This is a genomic window from Sphingomonas sp. 22176 (genome assembly GCF_052045505.1).
In the GTDB taxonomy this organism is placed as follows: domain Bacteria; phylum Pseudomonadota; class Alphaproteobacteria; order Sphingomonadales; family Sphingomonadaceae; genus Sphingomonas.
Genome location: NZ_JBQEPL010000001.1, coordinates 1,376,170 through 1,393,065 on the forward strand (window position 1 = coordinate 1,376,170; position 16,896 = coordinate 1,393,065).

Annotated in this window: 9 protein-coding genes and 1 pseudogene; 4 read left to right on the top strand and 6 right to left on the bottom strand. The window is 69.1% G+C overall.

Annotated elements, in window-relative coordinates; all coding sequences use genetic code 11:
• Positions 1–138: 138 nt before the first annotated feature.
• From uvrA to ACTJKY_RS06695, 4 genes and pseudogenes are all read right to left on the bottom strand, one after another.
• Positions 139–3,132: an excinuclease ABC subunit UvrA gene (gene uvrA, locus ACTJKY_RS06680; RefSeq protein ID WP_440844944.1), complete on the bottom strand. Its 2,994-nt coding sequence runs from the start codon at positions 3,130–3,132 to the stop codon at positions 139–141.
• A gap of 416 nt (positions 3,133–3,548) precedes the next feature.
• Positions 3,549–4,928 (bottom strand): annotated as a pseudogene (locus ACTJKY_RS06685) (protoglobin domain-containing protein).
• 140 nt (positions 4,929–5,068) lie between these two features.
• Positions 5,069–6,382, bottom strand: a complete 1,314-nt coding sequence (locus tag ACTJKY_RS06690) for a surface lipoprotein assembly modifier (protein ID WP_440844945.1) — start codon at positions 6,380–6,382, stop codon at positions 5,069–5,071.
• Positions 6,379–8,907: a transferrin-binding protein-like solute binding protein gene (locus ACTJKY_RS06695; RefSeq protein WP_440844946.1), complete on the bottom strand. Its 2,529-nt coding sequence runs from the start codon at positions 8,905–8,907 to the stop codon at positions 6,379–6,381. Before ACTJKY_RS06695 ends, ACTJKY_RS06690 begins: the two co-directional genes overlap by 4 nt.
• Before the next feature lie 170 nt (positions 8,908–9,077).
• Between ACTJKY_RS06695 and ACTJKY_RS06700 the strand changes: the two genes are divergently transcribed.
• From ACTJKY_RS06700 to ACTJKY_RS06715, 4 genes are all read left to right on the top strand, one after another.
• Positions 9,078–10,469 (top strand): hypothetical protein, encoded by a 1,392-nt coding sequence (locus tag ACTJKY_RS06700; protein ID WP_440844947.1) that lies wholly within the window; start codon positions 9,078–9,080, stop codon positions 10,467–10,469.
• A gap of 198 nt (positions 10,470–10,667) precedes the next feature.
• Entirely contained in the window at positions 10,668–11,363 is a 696-nt protein-coding gene (locus tag ACTJKY_RS06705) for a hypothetical protein (protein WP_440844948.1), read from the top strand.
• A 208-nt stretch (positions 11,364–11,571) separates the two neighbouring features.
• Positions 11,572–12,216, top strand: coding sequence for a response regulator transcription factor (locus ACTJKY_RS06710; RefSeq protein ID WP_440844949.1), 645 nt, complete (start codon positions 11,572–11,574; stop codon positions 12,214–12,216).
• A 96-nt stretch (positions 12,217–12,312) separates the two neighbouring features.
• Positions 12,313–12,672 (top strand): response regulator transcription factor, encoded by a 360-nt coding sequence (locus ACTJKY_RS06715; protein WP_121074433.1) that lies wholly within the window; start codon positions 12,313–12,315, stop codon positions 12,670–12,672.
• Between the two features lie 135 nt (positions 12,673–12,807).
• On the opposite strand, the gene ACTJKY_RS06720 is transcribed toward ACTJKY_RS06715, so the two are convergent.
• Both ACTJKY_RS06720 and purL read right to left on the bottom strand, forming a co-directional pair.
• On the bottom strand, positions 12,808–14,376 hold the full coding sequence (locus ACTJKY_RS06720) for a sensor histidine kinase (protein ID WP_440844950.1): 1,569 nt from the start codon (positions 14,374–14,376) through the stop codon (positions 12,808–12,810).
• Between the two features lie 217 nt (positions 14,377–14,593).
• The gene (gene purL, locus ACTJKY_RS06725; protein WP_440844951.1) at positions 14,594–16,828 is read right to left on the bottom strand and encodes a phosphoribosylformylglycinamidine synthase subunit PurL; all 2,235 of its coding nucleotides are present in this window, start codon (positions 16,826–16,828) and stop codon (positions 14,594–14,596) included.
• Positions 16,829–16,896: the final 68 nt, after the last annotated feature.

Sequence of the window (16,896 nt, forward strand, 5' to 3'; positions counted from 1 at the left end):
GAATTTGCCCGCCAAATGGGCGGAACCTTCGTTCTAGATGCTAACCGAAAGCACCACTACGTAGCTCGCTCGGAGCATGGTGCTGGTAAACGATAACACGGATTTTCGCGATGGATGCCAGCGAGGGCTAGCGGCGGATCACTCCGCCGCCACCTTCGTGGCCTTCCGCGGCTTGAGCAACGGCGCCAGATACCGCCCGGTATAGCTGCCCGGCACCTTCGCCACCTGCTCCGGCGTGCCTTCGGCGACGATCTCGCCGCCCTTCACGCCGCCTTCCGGCCCCAGGTCGAGGATCCAGTCGGCGGTCTTGATGACGTCGAGATTGTGCTCGATCACCACCACCGTGTTGCCCTGTTCCACCAGCGCGTGGAGCACTTCCAGCAGCTTGCGGACGTCCTCGAAGTGCAGGCCCGTGGTCGGCTCGTCGAGGATGTACAGCGTCTGCCCGGTGGCGCGGCGCGCCAGTTCCTTGGCGAGCTTTACCCGCTGCGCCTCGCCGCCCGACAGCGTCGTCGCCTGCTGGCCGACCTTCACATAGCCCAGGCCCACTTCGGCGAGCATCGCCATGCGGTCGCGGATCGGCGGCACGGCCTTGAAGAACTCGACCGCGTCTTCCACCGTCATGTCGAGCACGTCGGCGATCGACTTGCCCTTGAACTTCACCTCCAGCGTCTCGCGATTGTAGCGCGCGCCGTGGCACACGTCGCAGGTGACGTAGACGTCGGGGAGGAAGTGCATCTCGATCTTGAGCACGCCGTCGCCCTGGCACGCCTCGCACCGGCCGCCCTTGACGTTGAAGCTGAACCGGCCGGGCTTGTAGCCGCGCGCCTGCGCCTCGGGGAGGCCGGCGAACCAGTCGCGGATGTTGGTGAAGGCGCCGGTATAGGTCGCCGGGTTCGAGCGCGGGGTGCGGCCGATCGGCGACTGGTCGATGTCGATCACCTTATCGCAGTTTTCGAGGCCGGTGATCTTGTCGTGCTTGCCGGCGAGCACGCGCGCGCCGTTGAGCTGGCGTGCGGCCGAGGCATAGAGCGTGTCGAGCGTGAAGCTGGACTTGCCCGAGCCGGAGACGCCGGTGATGCAGGTGAAGGTGCCGAGCGGGATGCTCGCCGTCACGCCCTTGAGGTTGTTGGCGACGGCGTTGTGCACCGTGATCTTCTTGCCGTTGCCCTTGCGGCGCTTGGCCGGCAGGGGGACCTCGCGGGTGCCGTTGAGGTAATCGGCGGTGACGCTGCCTTCGGTGGCGAGCACCTCGTCGAGCGTGCCCTTGGCGACGATCTCACCGCCATGGACGCCGGCGCCCGGCCCCATGTCGATCACATAATCGGCGGTGCGGATCGCATCCTCGTCATGCTCGACGACGAGCACGGTGTTGCCGAGGTCGCGCAGCCGCTTGAGGGTGGCGAGCAGCATGTCGTTGTCGCGCTGGTGCAGGCCGATCGAGGGCTCGTCGAGCACGTAGAGCACGCCCGACAGCCCGCTGCCGATCTGGCTGGCGAGGCGGATGCGCTGGCTCTCGCCGCCGGACAGCGTGCCCGAGGTGCGATCGAGGTTGAGGTAATCGAGCCCGACATTGTTGAGGAAGCCGAGCCGCTCGTCGATTTCCTTGAGGATCGCGCGGGCGATCTCGCGCTGCTGGGGGGTGAGCGTCTCAGGCAGCGCCTTGAAGAAGCTGAGCGCGTCGATCACCGAGAGGTGGGTGGCGTAGGAAATGTCCTGCCCGGCAACCTTCACCGCGCGCGCCTCGGGCTTGAGGCGGGCGCCGCCGCAGACTTCGCAGGGGTGCGACGCCTGGTACTTGCCCAGTTCCTCGCGCATCCAGGCGCTCTCGGTCTGCAGCATGCGGCGGTTGAGGTTGCCGATCACGCCCTCGAACGGCTTCTTTACGTCGTAGCTCTTGCGGCCGTCGACGAAGGTGAGGGTAACCGGCTTGCCGCCGGTGCCGTGGAGGATGGTGTGGCGCACCGTTTCCGGCAGCTCGCCCCAGGGGGTGTCGAGCTTGAAGCCGAACTCGCGGGCGAGGCTGCCCAGCACCTGCATGTAATAGGGCGAGGGCGGGTTGGACTTGGCCCAGGGCACCACCGCGCCCTTCTTGATGCTGAGATCATGGTTGGGGACGACGAGGTCCTCGTCGAACTCGAGCTTCTCGCCGAGGCCGTCGCACGCCGGGCAGGCGCCCTGGGGGGCGTTGAACGAGAACAGCCGCGGCTCGATCTCGGGAATGGTGAAGCCGGAGACCGGGCAGGCGAACTTCTCGGAGAAGACGATGCGGTTGTCGGGGATGCCGGTGTTCTTCATCCCCTTCTTCGCCTTGGGGGCCTCGCCCTCCGCGGCGGCGGGATCGGCGCCTTCGATCTGGAACGCCTGCGGCGCCTCGCGCACCGCATTGCCCTGCAGCGCCTCGACCGTGGTATCCACCAGATCGACATAGGCCAGCCCCTCGGCCAGCTTGAGCGCGGTCTCGAAGCTTTCGGCCAGGCGCGTGGCGATGTCGCCGCCGACCACGAGCCGATCGACCACCACCTCGATGTCGTGCTTGAACTTCTTGTCGAGCGCCGGGGCTTCCTCGATCAGGTACATCTCGCCGTCGATGCGGACGCGGCTGAAGCCGGCCTTCTGCCACTCGGCCAGCTCCTTGCGATACTCGCCCTTGCGCCCGCGCACGACCGGGGCGAGCAGCAGCAGCCGGGTGCCCTCGGGCAGCGCCAGCACGCGGTCGACCATCTGGCTCACCGTCTGCGCGCTGATCGGCAGGCCGGTGGCGGGGGAGTAGGGCACGCCGACGCGGGCCCAGAGCAGGCGCATGTAATCGTAGATCTCGGTGACCGTCGCCACGGTCGAGCGCGGATTGCGGCTGGTGGTCTTCTGCTCGATCGAGATGGCGGGGGAGAGGCCCTCGATATGCTCGACATTGGGCTTCTGCATCAGCTCGAGGAACTGGCGCGCATAGGCCGAGAGCGACTCGACATAGCGGCGCTGCCCCTCGGCATAGATGGTGTCGAAGGCGAGGCTCGACTTGCCCGAGCCCGACAGCCCGGTGATCACCGTCAGCGTGTCGCGGGGAATGTCGATGTCGACGCCCTTGAGATTATGCTCGCGCGCGCCGCGGACGGAGATCGTGGTGAGTGCCATAGGGGAGGGTTCTATCTTTGTTCTGAATGGTTTTCCAGAGCCGAGATAGGAATGCCGTCCGCGCTTCGCCACCCGTACCCAAGGGACGCACCCCGACCGACCTGCGCGGTAAAAGGCTGGTGATGCCGATAGTTGCGCGTGCGGGTGCGCCGATGATGCGCGACGATACGGTGCGGCCGCCGATCGGGTACGAGACGCCCCCGCCTGCGACCGATTCTTTTCCGCGCTGTGATGCGCGTCACGCCATCGCATTGCCGGATCGTGGCAGACAGACTTCAGCGCCGGCGCCGAGAGCCCGCGGCGCACCAGGTCTCCCAGGACGCCGCATTCGGGGGAAGGCGGCGTCTGTGCGAGCGGGCATGCCCAAGCCGGGGGGATTGGGCATGCCTGCTCGCCGCTCTTGCAGGAACGCGAACTCAGGCCGATGCCAGCGCGCCGAGCGCCTTCACCGTCGCCCGAGCGCCCGCGCTCGGCCCGGGTTGGTCCGCGGCCTGGAAGCTGGTCGCCTGGCGGGCGAGCCGATCGACCTCGCGCGCCAGGTTCTGCGCGGCGGCGGAGGTCTGCTCCACCATCGCCGCGTTCTGCTGGGTGGCACGGTCCATCTCGCCCACGGTCGCGGCGACTTCGCTGATCGCGCCGGCCTGGGTCTGGTTGTCGCTGGCCATGCCGGAGACCAGCTGGTTCACCGTCGCCACGTCGCCGGCGATGTTGGACAGCGCCCCATCCACCTTCTCGACCATGCCGACCGCGGCGACGATGTCCGCCTGGGTGGCGGTGAGCTGGTCGCGGGCGCGGCCGGCCTCTTCCTCCGCCCGCATCGCCAGGGCCGAGACGAGATCGGCCACCACCGCGAAGCCGCGGCCCGCCTCGCCGGCGCGGCCCGCTTCCACCGCGGCGTTCATCGCGAGCACCCGCGTCTGGAAGGCGATCTTGTCGAGCCCCTCGATCACATTGTCGATGCCCTTGGCGCTTTCGGACACCCGCTCCATCGCAGCGACCGCCTGTTCGGTGATCGTGCGGCCGGTATCCACCGTCGCCTTGGCGCCGTCGGCGCGCTCCACCGTGCGGCTGGCGCTCTGCGCCGTGGCCTTGAGGCGCTGGTCCATCTCCTGCACCGAAGCGGCGGTCTCGGCGAGGCTGGCGGCATTGGCTTCGGTGCGGCGGGCGAGGTCGCCCGAGGCCTGGGCGATCTCCTGCGAGCCGGTCTTGATCGCCTCCACCGTCTCGTTGATCGCGGTGAGCAGCGACGCGAGCGCCTTTTCGCGCTCTTGCAGTGCCTCCATCGCCTGGGCGCGGCCGGCCTATTCCTGCTCGAAATAGATCGATACCGACATCTCCAGGTCGATCAGCGCGGCGGTGACGATCGCGCGGAGCTGGTCGAAGCGCGGATCGGGCTTGCGGCGGCCGAAGGAGAGGCGGGGGCCGCTCTCCATCGCCGCGAAGCTCTCGATCATCGAATCGAGGATGATCGCATAGCTGCCGATATACCATTGCGGGGTGAGCCCGATCTGGGCGTGGCGGGCACCGATCCGCTTCACCCGCTCGACATAGTCGCCATCGAAGGCTGCGCCGGAAAGGTGCGCCCAATGGTCGGCCTGGAGCTGCTTGGCCCGGCTGATGTGGCTGGGGCCGGAGAACATCTTCGCCGTTTCGGGGTGCGCGGCGATCTGGGTGTAGAGCCGGTCGAGCGCGGGGGCGAGCGCCGCCTGGATCGTGTCGCGCGCTTCCGCCAGGATGGCACGCTTGTCTGCGGTATAGCCGACGAAATCGAGGCGGGTGGTGAGTTCCGAATGCACGATCCTGCTCCTGTAAACCTGCTGATGCGGCTTATCGGGAGTTATAGGTGGGGGAGCACCATCAAGGGGGGCCGGACCCGTTACAAAAGCTTGCGGGAGGCCCTGTACATTAGGCCATTCAGGAGGGCCCCGGAGGCGATTCAGAACGCCCGGGTGAGCCCGATCGTCGCCGCCTTGCGGGTGAATTCATAGATGCCGACGGTCGACTGGTTGCGCTCCCAGTCGAGCCGGATCAGCGGCGCGAAGCCGTGGATCTGGAGGCGGCGGAAGGTGGCGCCGGCGCCGAGGCTGAGATTCCAGTCGCGGCGGCGCTCGGGGAACAGGAACAGCCGCGCATCGCCCTCCAACCGGCGGAGGCCCGCCGTCGCGTAGACGGTGGTGCGGCCGAACTCGCGCCAGGCGAGCAGGCTGCCCGCGCCCGAGGCGGTGGCATAGCCGGGGTCCTCGGCATTCTGGCGGGTGGCGGAGACGGTGATGCTGCCGCCGGAACGGGCGGAGAAGGCGCGCTCATAGGTGACGCTGCCGTTGAGCAGCAGGCCATCCTGGAGATGGTTGCCGCGATATTTGGTGTCGGCGATCGTCACGCTGGTGGTCAGCTGCGCCTTGGTCCCGAGCGGATGCTGCCAGTCGATGGCGGCGGTGGCGGTGCGGGCATAGGGGCTGCCGCCATACCAGCGCTGGGTGCCGCCGACCGAGGGCCGCAGGCGATCGCGGCCGAGGCTCCATTCGAGGCCGACGAGCCCCGAGGCGGAGACGTCGTTGAAGCGGCCTTCGCGGTAGAAGTCGCCCTGGCCCGAGACGCGCGGGACCAGCGACAGGTTGGTCGCGATCGGCACGCGGGCATAGAGCTGGCCGCCGGCATGCGCGCCAATGCCCGATTGCTCGCGGGCGTCCCGCGAGAGCTGGAGCGGGGCGAGCACGGTATCGAGCGTCGCCGCATCGGTGGCGCGGTTGACGTTGCTGTCCGGCACCAGCGCGACTTCGAGGCTGGCGCCCCAGGGCTTGCGCGAGCGCAGCGCGGCGGCGAACTGGTCGACGATCTGCGCGACCTGTGGCGGCAGCCCGCCGGCCTGGGCGGCGCGCAGCTCGCGGCGGGCGGCGCCCTCGTCGCCGAGCTGGGTGAGCAGCCGGGCAAGCTCGAGCCGGACGCGCGCGGCGCCGGGCTTCTCGTCGAGCAGCGCACGGTAGGTGACCGCCGCCTCGCGCTTGCGGCCCTGCCGTTCGAGCAACTGGCCGAGGCGGAAGCGGGCTTCGGCGCGGACCTCGGCATCGGGATCCTTGGCGAGCGCGCGGTACATCGTCTCCGCCTCTTGCCCGCGCCCGACGCTTTCCGCCTGGGCGGCGAGCGCGAACAGCTCCACCGCCGAGACGCGGTGCTGCTCGGTGGCCTGGGCGAAGGCGGGGCCCGGCGCGAGCACGGCCAGCGCCAGGAGGGGGAGTATCCTGGGGGTCACTGCTTCTTGGCGAGCGCCGCGCCGGTGAGCACCGCCTTGTCGCCGTTCGCGAGCGTGCCGTGCGTGTCGAACCGTGCGCCGATCTCCTGCGCCTGCGGACCGAAGAACCAGCCGGTTAGGCTGCCCGTACCGCCCGCGCCGCTGAGCGCGCCGGTGAAGCCGTTGGCCGAGATGCCGGCGCCGGCGAAGCCGAAGCTGCCGAAGTCGCGGCTGCCGGCCGCGCCGCTGCCGGTGATGGCGAGGCTGCCGCTGGCGCTGGCCCGCGCAAAGTCGACCGCGAAGCTGCTGGTGCCGCCCAGCGCATAGCTGGCGCCGCCCACGGTGCCGGTGCCGAACACCTGCCCGGCATAGCTGGCGGTGCCGGTGCGCGGCATCTGGTCGAAGGTGGTGCGCTGGCCGAAGGGCACATACCAGCGCAGCGGATCGCTGCCCGCGGCGGCGTCGCTGGCCAGATAGGCGAGTTCGGCGAAGCTGGCATAGCTGAGCGCGAGCGGGCCCTTGCCGGCATCGTAGATGCGGGCCTGCACGGTGCCGGCGGCGAGCGTCTTGCGATAGACGTCGAAGCCGACATCGCTGGTGATCGCCTCGCGATCGGCGGCGGTGAGCAATACCAGCGTTTCGGACAGCCCGGGCAGGCCGGTCACGCTATAGCCGCCGGTGGCGTCGCCGACGAAATCGGGCGTCACCAGGGTGCGGTCCGCGGCGAGCGAACCGCTCGCCTTGCCGCCGACCAGGCTGACCGCGGCGGCCTCGCCATTCGCATCGGTGAGCGCGGCGGCAGCCCCCACCTCGTCCGCTGCGGGGCCGTAGAAATGGCCGGTCAGGGCGCCGTTATAGCCGGCGAACAGCGCGAGGTTGAGGTTGCCCGCAAAGCTGTTGGCGCTGCTCGACAGCGTCGCCGATCCGTTGAAGGTGCCGGACGTGCTGGTGGTGGCGTTGGTCGCATCGGTGAAGCTGGCGCTCGCGCTGCCGCTGGTGGCGATCGCGCCGCTGGCGAAATTGGCGGTGAGCGTGCCGCTGCCGGTGACCGCGAACGGGCCGGGCTTGCTGGCATCGGCCAGCGTACCCGCCAGCTGCACGGCGTAACTCGCCGATCCGGTGCGCGGCACGCTGGCGGCGGCGGTGGCCATGCCGAAGGCGAAGGCGTCGGTCACACTGGTGGTGATGCCGTTGATGCTGGCGGTGGTCGCCCAGCGGCCGGCGCGGACATAGCGCATGCCGTTCAGCGCATCGAGCGTCAGCTGGTCCGGCGCGCCTGCGGTCGGATTGGCCGGGAAGATGCCGGTGCGCGCGCCCGAGATCACCAGATAATTGCCCGAGGCGGCATCGTAGCTCACCGTCACCGGCTGCGCTGCGGCGGACGGCGCGGCGAGTTCGCCGGTCGAATCAACATAGCGGGCGGTCAGCGTCGCCGCCTCGCCGGTGAAGATCTGGCTGGCGGTGAGGCTGGCGAGGCTGGCATTGCCGGTCTGCGCGCCCGACTGGCGGCCGATCAGCACGCCGGCGGCGCCGCGGCCATCGGCATTGGCGGCGCTCCACGCGGCGCCGACTTCCTGGGCGGCGGGTCCGTAGAAGCGGCCGTCGAGCGTGCCGGCGAGATCCCCGCCGGAAAAGGCGAAGATGCCGGCAAAGGCGTTGCTGCTCGCCGCCAGCTGGGCGAGGCCCAGAAAGGCCGAGCTGCCGGTGGTGGCGCCGCTGGTGGTGGATACCTGGCGCACCTCGCCGCTGGTGACGATCTTGCCGCTGGCGAAATCGACCTGCAGCGTGCCGCTGCCGACCAGACTTTCCAGCATGCCGTTGCCGAGCGAGCCGACCAGATCGACCGCATAGGCGCCGCTGCCGGCGCGCGGCAGGGCGGCGTCGGGCGTCGCCACGCCATAGGTGAAGGCGTTGAAGCGGAAGGCGCTTTCGCCGGTGCCGGCGATGTCCGCGCGCTGCCAGAAGCCGGCGCCGGCATATTGATAGGTCAGCGCGCCGCTGGTCCCCGGCAGGGTCAGGGTCAGCGTATAATCGCTGGTCGCGGTCGCATGGTGGTAGACGCGCAGCACGCCGTTGGACTGCGACGCGTCGATGTCGCCGGGCAGGAACGTCTCGGTGTTGGTGCCGTCGCTGACCGTGTAGCCGCGCGTGGCGGCATCGAAGCGGATCGTCAGGTTGCGGGTGTCCGCAAGGCAGCCGCAGGCGCGGGAATCGGGATAGAAGGTGCCGGCAAAGCCGGTCGCATCATTGGCGAAGCTCTCGGTGCTCGTGAGCGACAGCAGCGACGCATTGACCTGCGGCGGCGTGGTGGTCGGCGTAGGGGTGGGTGTCGGGCTCGGCGAGGGCGACGGGCTGGGCGAAGGCGACGGGCTGGGCGAGGGCGTCGGGCTGGGCGACGGTGCCGGGCTGGGCGCGGGCGTCGTGTCCGGCGTGGGCTGCGGGGCGGCAGGGGTCGTGGAAATGCCGCCGCCGCCACCACCACCGCTGCAGGCGGAGGCCATCGCAAGGACGGAAACCATCGTCGGGAGCAGGATCGCGTGCCGCATGCCGAATCCCTTGAAAGACGCATTAACCATGCGGCAGGCTATGTGGCGCAGGGCGCTAAAGATTGGTTAATTCAAGGTTTTTCATATTATTGCCGAACGTTCCGGGTTGTCATGCTTTGTTCACCCAGGCAGGCGGATGCTGGCGGCTGGATACGGGATAGGATGACGCGATGACACGGATCACGCCCTGGATGCTCGGTGCGGCACTGCTTTGCGGCGGCGCGCACCCGGCCGCCGCGCAGAACGGCGCGATCGTCACCGCCGGTTCTGCCGATGTCGATGCGGAAGGCGAGAGCAGCTATCGCTGGATCGATCGTGCCCGCACGCTGTGGGATACGCTGGGCGACGCCCCGCCCGATTACAGTTTCCGCTTCGACGGCGGATCGCCGGTCGCCTGGGAATTGCGCGACGGCTATTGGGTGGTGACGGAAGACCGGTCCGAAGGCCCGCGCACCTATTTCTTCGCCCCCGGCAACCGCGGACCGTTCCTGGTGCGCGAGGCCGATCGCAGCTTCGGCTATCAGGACGACAATGTCGCGGCGGTGTATGACGGCAGCGGCCGGCTGTTGCCGCAGGATCTGGGTGTGCGCTGGATCGGCGAGGGCGAGCGGCTGTACCAGCGCGGCCGGCGGCTGCGCAACGCGCTGCTCGACCGGCAGTGGGACGCGGTCGACACCACCAGCTGGGGCAATCTGAACCTGTTCTTCGTCGGCATCGATCCCGGCTGGGATTCGGGCTGGCAATATCGCACCCGCGGCATCGACGTCGCCGAGCAGCAGCGCTGGGCGGCCGAGCGTGCCCGCCGCGCTGCGATGGCGGCAGCGTTCGCCAGCTGGCGGAACGGCGGCTTCCAGGGCGCCCCGCCGCCGGGGCTGGGGCCGCACTGGCAGCATCGTCCGCCGCGCCCGGGCCGTCCGCCCAACGCCGCGCCGGTGCCGGGGGCAGGCCAGCCTGCGCCGCCGCCCGGCACCGTCAAACCGGGGCGACCGTGGATGTGGGGCGGGCTGCCGGGGCAGCGTCCGGACCGTCCCGGTCGGCCCCAGGGCGGCGTGCGGCCCACGCAGCCGCCACCCCCGCCGCCGGGTACCGTGCCCACCGCGCCGCCGCCGTCCGCCGGCACGCCCGGCCAGCCGCCGGTCGCCGGGGCGCCCGCAGCGGGTGCCGGCCGTCCGCGCCCGGATGGCTGGGTCGGTCGCCCCTGGCGGGGGGATGGCGAGGGTCGCCCCGGCTGGCAGGGACCGCGTCCCGGCGGTGCGCCGGGCAGCCGGCCGAGCGCGGGTACGCCGCAACCGAGCCCGGCGCCGGCGACTGCCCCGGCACAGCCCGCGCCCGCAGCACCGGCAGGCGCCGGGGCCGGCCGTGGTGGGGGCTGGATGTCGCCGGGCTGGGTGCGCCACGCCCGTCCCGAAGGCGCCGGCACACCGCCGCCGCGCCCGGCGCCGCCGCCGCCCACAGCGCACCCCGCCGCGGCGCCCAGCCGCCCGAGCCCGCCGCCGGCCGCAAGTCCGGCACCGCGGCCGCTGCCGGCCATCCGCGCGCGGGGTCAGGCGCGGGAAAACTGAGGCAGTCGCAGAAGCCTATGGCCAACTTTGGTGGCAAGCGGACCCTCTTCGTTCGCAATTGCAGAGAGTGATACCGACTAGTTTCGGGTTGCGGCCCTTCCGATAGGGAAGGTGAAACGGGAACGTCGCTTTTTGAGTCGTCGACTCGTCTCCGTCGCCTAGATCGGCTATGTCGCGCGGACGAGGAGGAAGCGACTGGTGGGTAAGGCCACGGTTCTTTGGATGAGCATGGCGGTACTCTTGGGGGTTCCGGCCCTTGCCACGCACGCTCAACTTGTCCCTGCTGCCAGATATGGCGGCAATAGAGCTCAGTCGGGGGTTGCTGCACTGGACAAGCCAAAAGCACCTCTCCTGACCCGCATCCCTGACACGATCTTGTCGAGGCTCTTCCGCGTAGAACCCGGCTACAAGCGCGGTACTTCGACAGGCCGCGTCAAGGTAGTCGGTGCTTTCGAGATTGCCGAAACACAGAAGCGGCATGTGGTTGCGGCATGGTCACCGGGCTATCTGCCCGTCACACTTTCGTTCAGCGACGGCCAGTGTTACTCGCTTGAAGCCGATTACATGAATGGGACGCTTTCAAACGGTCGACTGACTAAAGTCGGGTGCAACGGCCCACACACCGAGGAGCAGACTACTCCCTTGCCCTCGCCCGATAGCCCACTTAGGTTTCTTGGCAGCACTTGGGGCTACGGTGCCTGGGCGGATGATCGAGCTTCAACCACGCTTGTCACCGCACCTTATGCCAAAACCTTCAAGCCTCTTTTTACCGCGCAGATGTCAACGATCGCCATCATGGCGATGAACGGTCCGGACTATCCCGGAGGCAACGTCACGCTGGTAGGCCGAGTCCAGGATCGCTTGACGGTGGCAACGCTTGAGGTCGGTTTTTAAACGTATGCAATCTGCAGCTTTTGACGGCGTGAGCCTACGACTTGAACGGTCGCAACTGGGCGGACGCTGACGAGGTACTTCCTCCGCCTTTCGCCCGCCCCTTTGCCCAATTGGCCCGCCCGCCCGTTCGGGGGGTACCTCCGCACCCCATCCGGGATTGCCCGGCGGCGCCCCTTGCGCCACGCCTGTTGCGAAAGGATCGCAACCCATGACCCGCCTCGCTCCCGCGCCCGATGCGCAGCCCGTCGTGCTGGTCGTCGATGACGATCCGCTGGTGCGGGGATCGCTCGATTCGCTGTTCCGCTCGGTCGATTTCGCGGTGCGCAACTATGGCTCGGCGCAGGAATTTCTCGACGCGCCGTTGCCGGAAACGCCCTGCTGCCTCGTCGTGGACGTGCGGATGCCGCACATGGGCGGGTTCGAGTGCCGCGACCGGCTTGCCGAGCGCGGGGTCGATCTGCCGGTGATCTTCCTTACCGGCCACGGCGACATCCCGATGTCGGTCAAGGCGATGAAGGGCGGGGCGGTGGACTTCCTCACCAAGCCGTTCCGCGACCAGGACATGCTCGATGCGGTCAATGCCGGGCTCGCCCGCGCCGCCGAACGGCGCACCGCCACCCGCGAGAGCGCGGGGCTGCGCCAGCGCTTCGCCACGCTCACCGCGCGCGAGAAGCAAGTGATGGAAGGCGTGGTGCGGGGCCTGCTCAACAAGCAGATCGCGGGCGAACTGGGCATTGCCGAGATCACCGTGAAGCTCCACCGCGCCAGCCTGATGCGCAAGATGGGGCTGCGCACCGTGCCCGATCTGGTCCGCGCGGCCGAGGCGCTGCCGTCCTCCGATGGGAATGCGTAGTTTCCCGAATAACCAAGCGTATAGCTTACAGACGCGGCAACGCACCCTAGCTTTGTAGCCAGTCCCGGATGGCCCGGCGACATTGGAGCGTAGCGCGTGCCGGACAGCCTGGTTGCCGTGGTGGATGACGATGCCCTGGTGCGCGATGCGGCGGCGAGCCTGATCCGCTCCTTCGGCTATCGCACCGCGATCTATGCCTCGGCCGACGCCTATCTCGATGCCGGCGACGATGCCGCGGACTGCGTGCTCACCGACCTGCAGATGCCCGGCCGATCGGGGCTGGAGCTGCGCCAGCGGCTGCGCGAGCGCGGATCGACGGTGCCGGTGATCCTGATGACCGCCTATCCCACCGCCGAATTGCGGGCGCGTGCGGCCACGCTGGATCTGGTGGCGCTGCTGGACAAGCCGGTTGATCCGGACCTGCTTTGCGGCGCATTGGAACGCGCGCTGGGCTGACGATGCCCCACCTATTCATCGTCATTCCGGCGAAAGCCGGAATCCATTGGGGTCGGCGTCTCGGCTCCAGCTGGTAGCGCGTGGCGTCTGGATCCCGGCTTCCGCCTGGATGACGGCCTGGGGGGAGCGCTGGACTCAGGCCGCCAGCGGCAGTTCGATCGCCGCCAGCGCACCGCCATCGGGGTGGTTGGCAAGCGAAATGCGGCCGTCGTGCAGCTCCACGATCGAGCGGCAGATCGACAGGCCCAGCCCCATGCCGCCGGGCTTGGTGGTGGCGAAGGTCTCGAACGGCTCGGCGATCTCGGGCGCGAGGCCCGGCCCGTGGTCGCGCAGCAGCAGCAGGACATGCTCCTCCTTGGCGTGGAGCGTCAGGTCCATCCGCTTGTCGGCGATCCCTGCCGCCTCCATCGCCTGCAGCGCGTTGGTGATCAGGTTGAGCAGCAAATGCTTGAGCAGGATGCGATCGCCGACCACCGTCGGCTCGCCCAGCGGCGCGACATGGATGCGCGCGCCGTGCGCGTCGAGATCGCGCGCGGCGATGGCGAGCGTGTCCGCAACCAGGGTGCCGAGCCCGAGCGGCTGCATGTCGCACTGCGCGCCGCCGACCAGCGAGCGGACCCGCCGGATCACCGCATGGACGTTCGCCACCGCCTGGTTGAGCCCGGCAAGCGACAGCCGAACCTCGGCGAGGTCCGGCTCGGGCCGGGCGAGCCAGCGCGCGGCGGCATCGGCATAGCTCTGCACGGCGGAGATCGGCTGGTTGATCTCGTGCGCGATCGAGGCGGACATCGCGCCGATCGCGGCGGTGCGCTGGACGCGCTCCAGCTCGATGCGGGTACGCTCGACGGTGGTTTCCAGCCGCTTGCGCTGGCGGATGTCGAGGATGCTGCCGGGCACGTGCGCCAGGCAGGTGCCGGGGGCGAGGCTGAAGGCGACGATGATGTCGATCGGCGATCCGTCGGCGGCGAGGACCTGGGTTTCGGCCTGGAACATCGGGCGGCGCTCGTCGATGGCGAGGATGCACTCGGCGAAGCTGGCATCGGTTTCGGGGAGGAAGTCGCCGAGCTTGCGGAAGAAGGCAGCCTTGCTCGACACCCCCATCAGGTCGAGCGCGGTCTGGTTGACGTCGGTGATGCGCACCTGGCGGCGGATCCCGGCGACGAATTCGGGGTGCGCGCGCAGATAGGCGCGCAGATCGGTGACGCCGCTGGCGCGCAGCGTCTGAATGGCGGCGTCGACGCAGCTGAAGTCATGCTCCCAGATCGCAATCGCCAGCGTGTCGGTCATCGTCGCGTAGCGGCGCTCCTCGCGTGCCACGCGCGCGTCGAGCGCGATCCGGTGGAGCAGCAAGGCGGTGGTGACGGCATTGGCGGCGAGGCTCACCACCAGCCGCAGCGCGGCTTCGGTCGAGGGGGCGCTGCGGTGGACGACGATGAAGCTGGTGACCGTCAGCACCGCGCAGGCGGCGCTCCAGCCGAGCAGCTCCCGCCGCGCGAGGCTGGGGCCGGCGAGGAGCAGCACCAGCACATAGAGCGTGGCGATCGCGCTGTGGAAGCTGGTGAAGCTGTCGATCCAGAAGATGCCGAGCGCGAGCAATGCGGCGGCCAGCGCGCGCAGGCGGGCGCCGTCCAGCGCGGTGCCCGGCCGCGTCCCGCCCGACAAGGCGACGCTGCCGCCCCTGGCTCGATTCCCGAAATTCGACATGGGGGCAGGATGCCGCGATGACTGCGGTGTCACCAGCCCAAGGCGAGCGACGCGGCACCCCCCATTTGGGGGTTGTGCGGGGATTGGAGGCCCGCACTTCTTAGCCCCTCCTCCTTGGAGGAGGGGGCGGGGGTGGAGGGATTCCAGAACGCCGGTCGCTCTCGGTGAGGCACTGCCCCACCCAACCCCTCCCCCGAGGGGGAGGGGCTTAAGTGCATTAAATCGCGTTTTCCTCGCTGACCGCTTCCGCCGCGCCCATCAGCGCCGGGAAGAAGCCCTCATGCGCCGTGCGCAGGTCGGCCAGGCTCACGCAGAAATCGCCTTCCTCCATCTCGAAGATGATGCGGTTGGCGATGGTGCGGCCGATCGGATCGGCGGCAAGGCCGGCCTTGTCGGCGGCGACCAGGAAGTCGGCGAGCGCCTCGTCCTTCACAGTCACCACGTACAGGCCCTGGTCCTCGCCGAACCAGCTGCCGGCGACGCCGAACGGCTGGGGCTGGTCGAGGATCGCGCCGATGTTCGACGCCAGCGCCATTTCCGCGACCGCAACCGCGAGGCCGCCGTCCGACACGTCATGGCAGGCGGTGATCGCGCCGCCGCAGATCGCCGAGCGGATGAACGCGCCGGTGCGGCGCTCCATCATCAGGTCGACGGGCGGGGGCGGGCCTTCCTCGCGGCCGCAGATCTCGCGCAGCCAGATCGACTGGCCGAGATGGCCGCCGCGCTCGCCGACCGCGATGATCACGTCGCCGGTGCCCTTGAAGGCGATGGTGCAGTTCTTCTGCCAGTCCTTGAGCAGGCCGATCGCGCCGATCGCCGGGGTCGGCAGGATCGCCGAGCCGCCGCCGGTCGCCTTGCTCTCGTTGTAGAGGCTGACATTGCCCGAGACGATCGGGAAGTCGAGCGCGCGGCACGCCTCGCTCATGCCTTCCAGCGCGCCGACGATCTGGCCCATGATCTCGGGGCGCTGCGGGTTGGCGAAGTTGAGGCAGTTGGTCACCGCCAGCGGGGTCGCGCCCACCGCGGAAAGGTTGCGCCACGCTTCGGCAATCGCCTGCTTGCCGCCCTCTACGGGGTCCGCGAAGCAATAGCGCGGGGTGCAATCGGTGGTGATCGCCAGGCCCTTGTCGGTGCCGTGGACGCGGACGACCGCGGCGTCGCCGCCCGGGCGCTGCACGGTGTCGCCGCCGACCATGTGGTCATACTGCTCCCAGATCCAGCGGCGGCTGGCGATGTCCGGCGAGCCCATCAGCTTGACGAGATCGGCGGCGGGATCGGTGCATTCCGGCACGTTCTGCAGCTCGGGCTGCTTGGGCGTCGGCACGTGCGGGCGATCGTAGAGCGGCGCGTCGTCGGCCAGCGGGGCGAGCGGGATGTCGCACACCACGTCGCCCTTCCACTTGAGCACCATGCGACCGGTATCGGTGACATGGCCGATGACCGCGAAATCGAGCTCCCACTTGCGGAAGATCGCCTCGGCGAAATCCTCGCGGCCGGGCTTGAGCACCATCAGCATGCGCTCCTGGGACTCGGAGAGCATCATCTCGTACGGTGTCATGCCGGTTTCGCGCTGGGGCACGTCGTCCATGATCAGCTCGATGCCGACGCCGCCCTTGGACGCCATCTCGACGCTGGAGGAGGTGAGGCCGGCGGCGCCCATGTCCTGGATCGCGACGATCGCGTCCGAGGCCATCAGCTCGAGGCAGGCTTCGATCAGCAGCTTCTCGGTGAACGGATCGCCGACCTGGACGGTGGGGCGCTTCTCTTCCGAATCCTCGCCGAAATCGGCCGAGGCCATGGTGGCGCCGTGGATGCCGTCTCGGCCGGTCTTCGAGCCGACATAGACGATCGAATTGCCGACGCCCGAGGCCGCCGAATAGAAGATCTTGTCGGTATCGGCGATGCCAACGGTCATCGCGTTGACGAGGATGTTGCCGTCATAGGCGGGGTGGAAGTTCACCTCGCCGCCCACGGTCGGCACGCCGACGCAATTGCCATAGCCGCCGATGCCATGGACGACGCCGGCGATCAGATGCTTCATCTTGGGATGATCGGGCCGGCCGAAGCGCAGCGCGTTCATGTTGGCGATCGGGCGCGCGCCCATGGTGAACACGTCGCGCAGGATGCCGCCCACGCCGGTCGCCGCACCCTGATAGGGCTCGATGTAGGACGGGTGGTTGTGGCTCTCCATCTTGAAGATCGCCGCTTGGCCGTCGCCGATATCAACGACGCCGGCATTCTCGCCGGGGCCGCAGATGACCTGCGGGCCGGTGGTCGGCAGCTTCTTCAGGTGGATGCGGCTGGACTTGTAGCTGCAATGCTCGGACCACATCACCGAGAAGATGCCGAGCTCGGTCAGGTTCGGCTCGCGACCGAGCGCCTTGAGGACGCGGTCATATTCTTCGGGCGAAAGGCCGTGCTCGGCCACGATCTCGGGCGTGATCTGGGTCATGGCCGGACCCCTTAGCGGGGTGTTCGCCGCGCGTCACCCCGGGAGTTACGGAGAGGGTGGGGAACGCT

Excerpts from the sequence above, each read along its gene's own strand:
- ACTJKY_RS06695 (WP_440844946.1), bottom strand. The coding sequence starts at position 8,907 with ATGCGGCACGCGATCCTGCTCCCGACGATGGTTTCCGTCCTTGCGATG.
- purL (WP_440844951.1), bottom strand. The coding sequence starts at position 16,828 with ATGACCCAGATCACGCCCGAGATCGTGGCCGAGCACGGCCTTTCGCCC.
- ACTJKY_RS06720 (WP_440844950.1), bottom strand. The coding sequence starts at position 14,376 with ATGTCGAATTTCGGGAATCGAGCCAGGGGCGGCAGCGTCGCCTTGTCG.
- uvrA (WP_440844944.1), bottom strand. The coding sequence starts at position 3,132 with ATGGCACTCACCACGATCTCCGTCCGCGGCGCGCGCGAGCATAATCTC.
- ACTJKY_RS06700 (WP_440844947.1), top strand. The coding sequence starts at position 9,078 with ATGACACGGATCACGCCCTGGATGCTCGGTGCGGCACTGCTTTGCGGC.
- ACTJKY_RS06710 (WP_440844949.1), top strand. The coding sequence starts at position 11,572 with ATGACCCGCCTCGCTCCCGCGCCCGATGCGCAGCCCGTCGTGCTGGTC.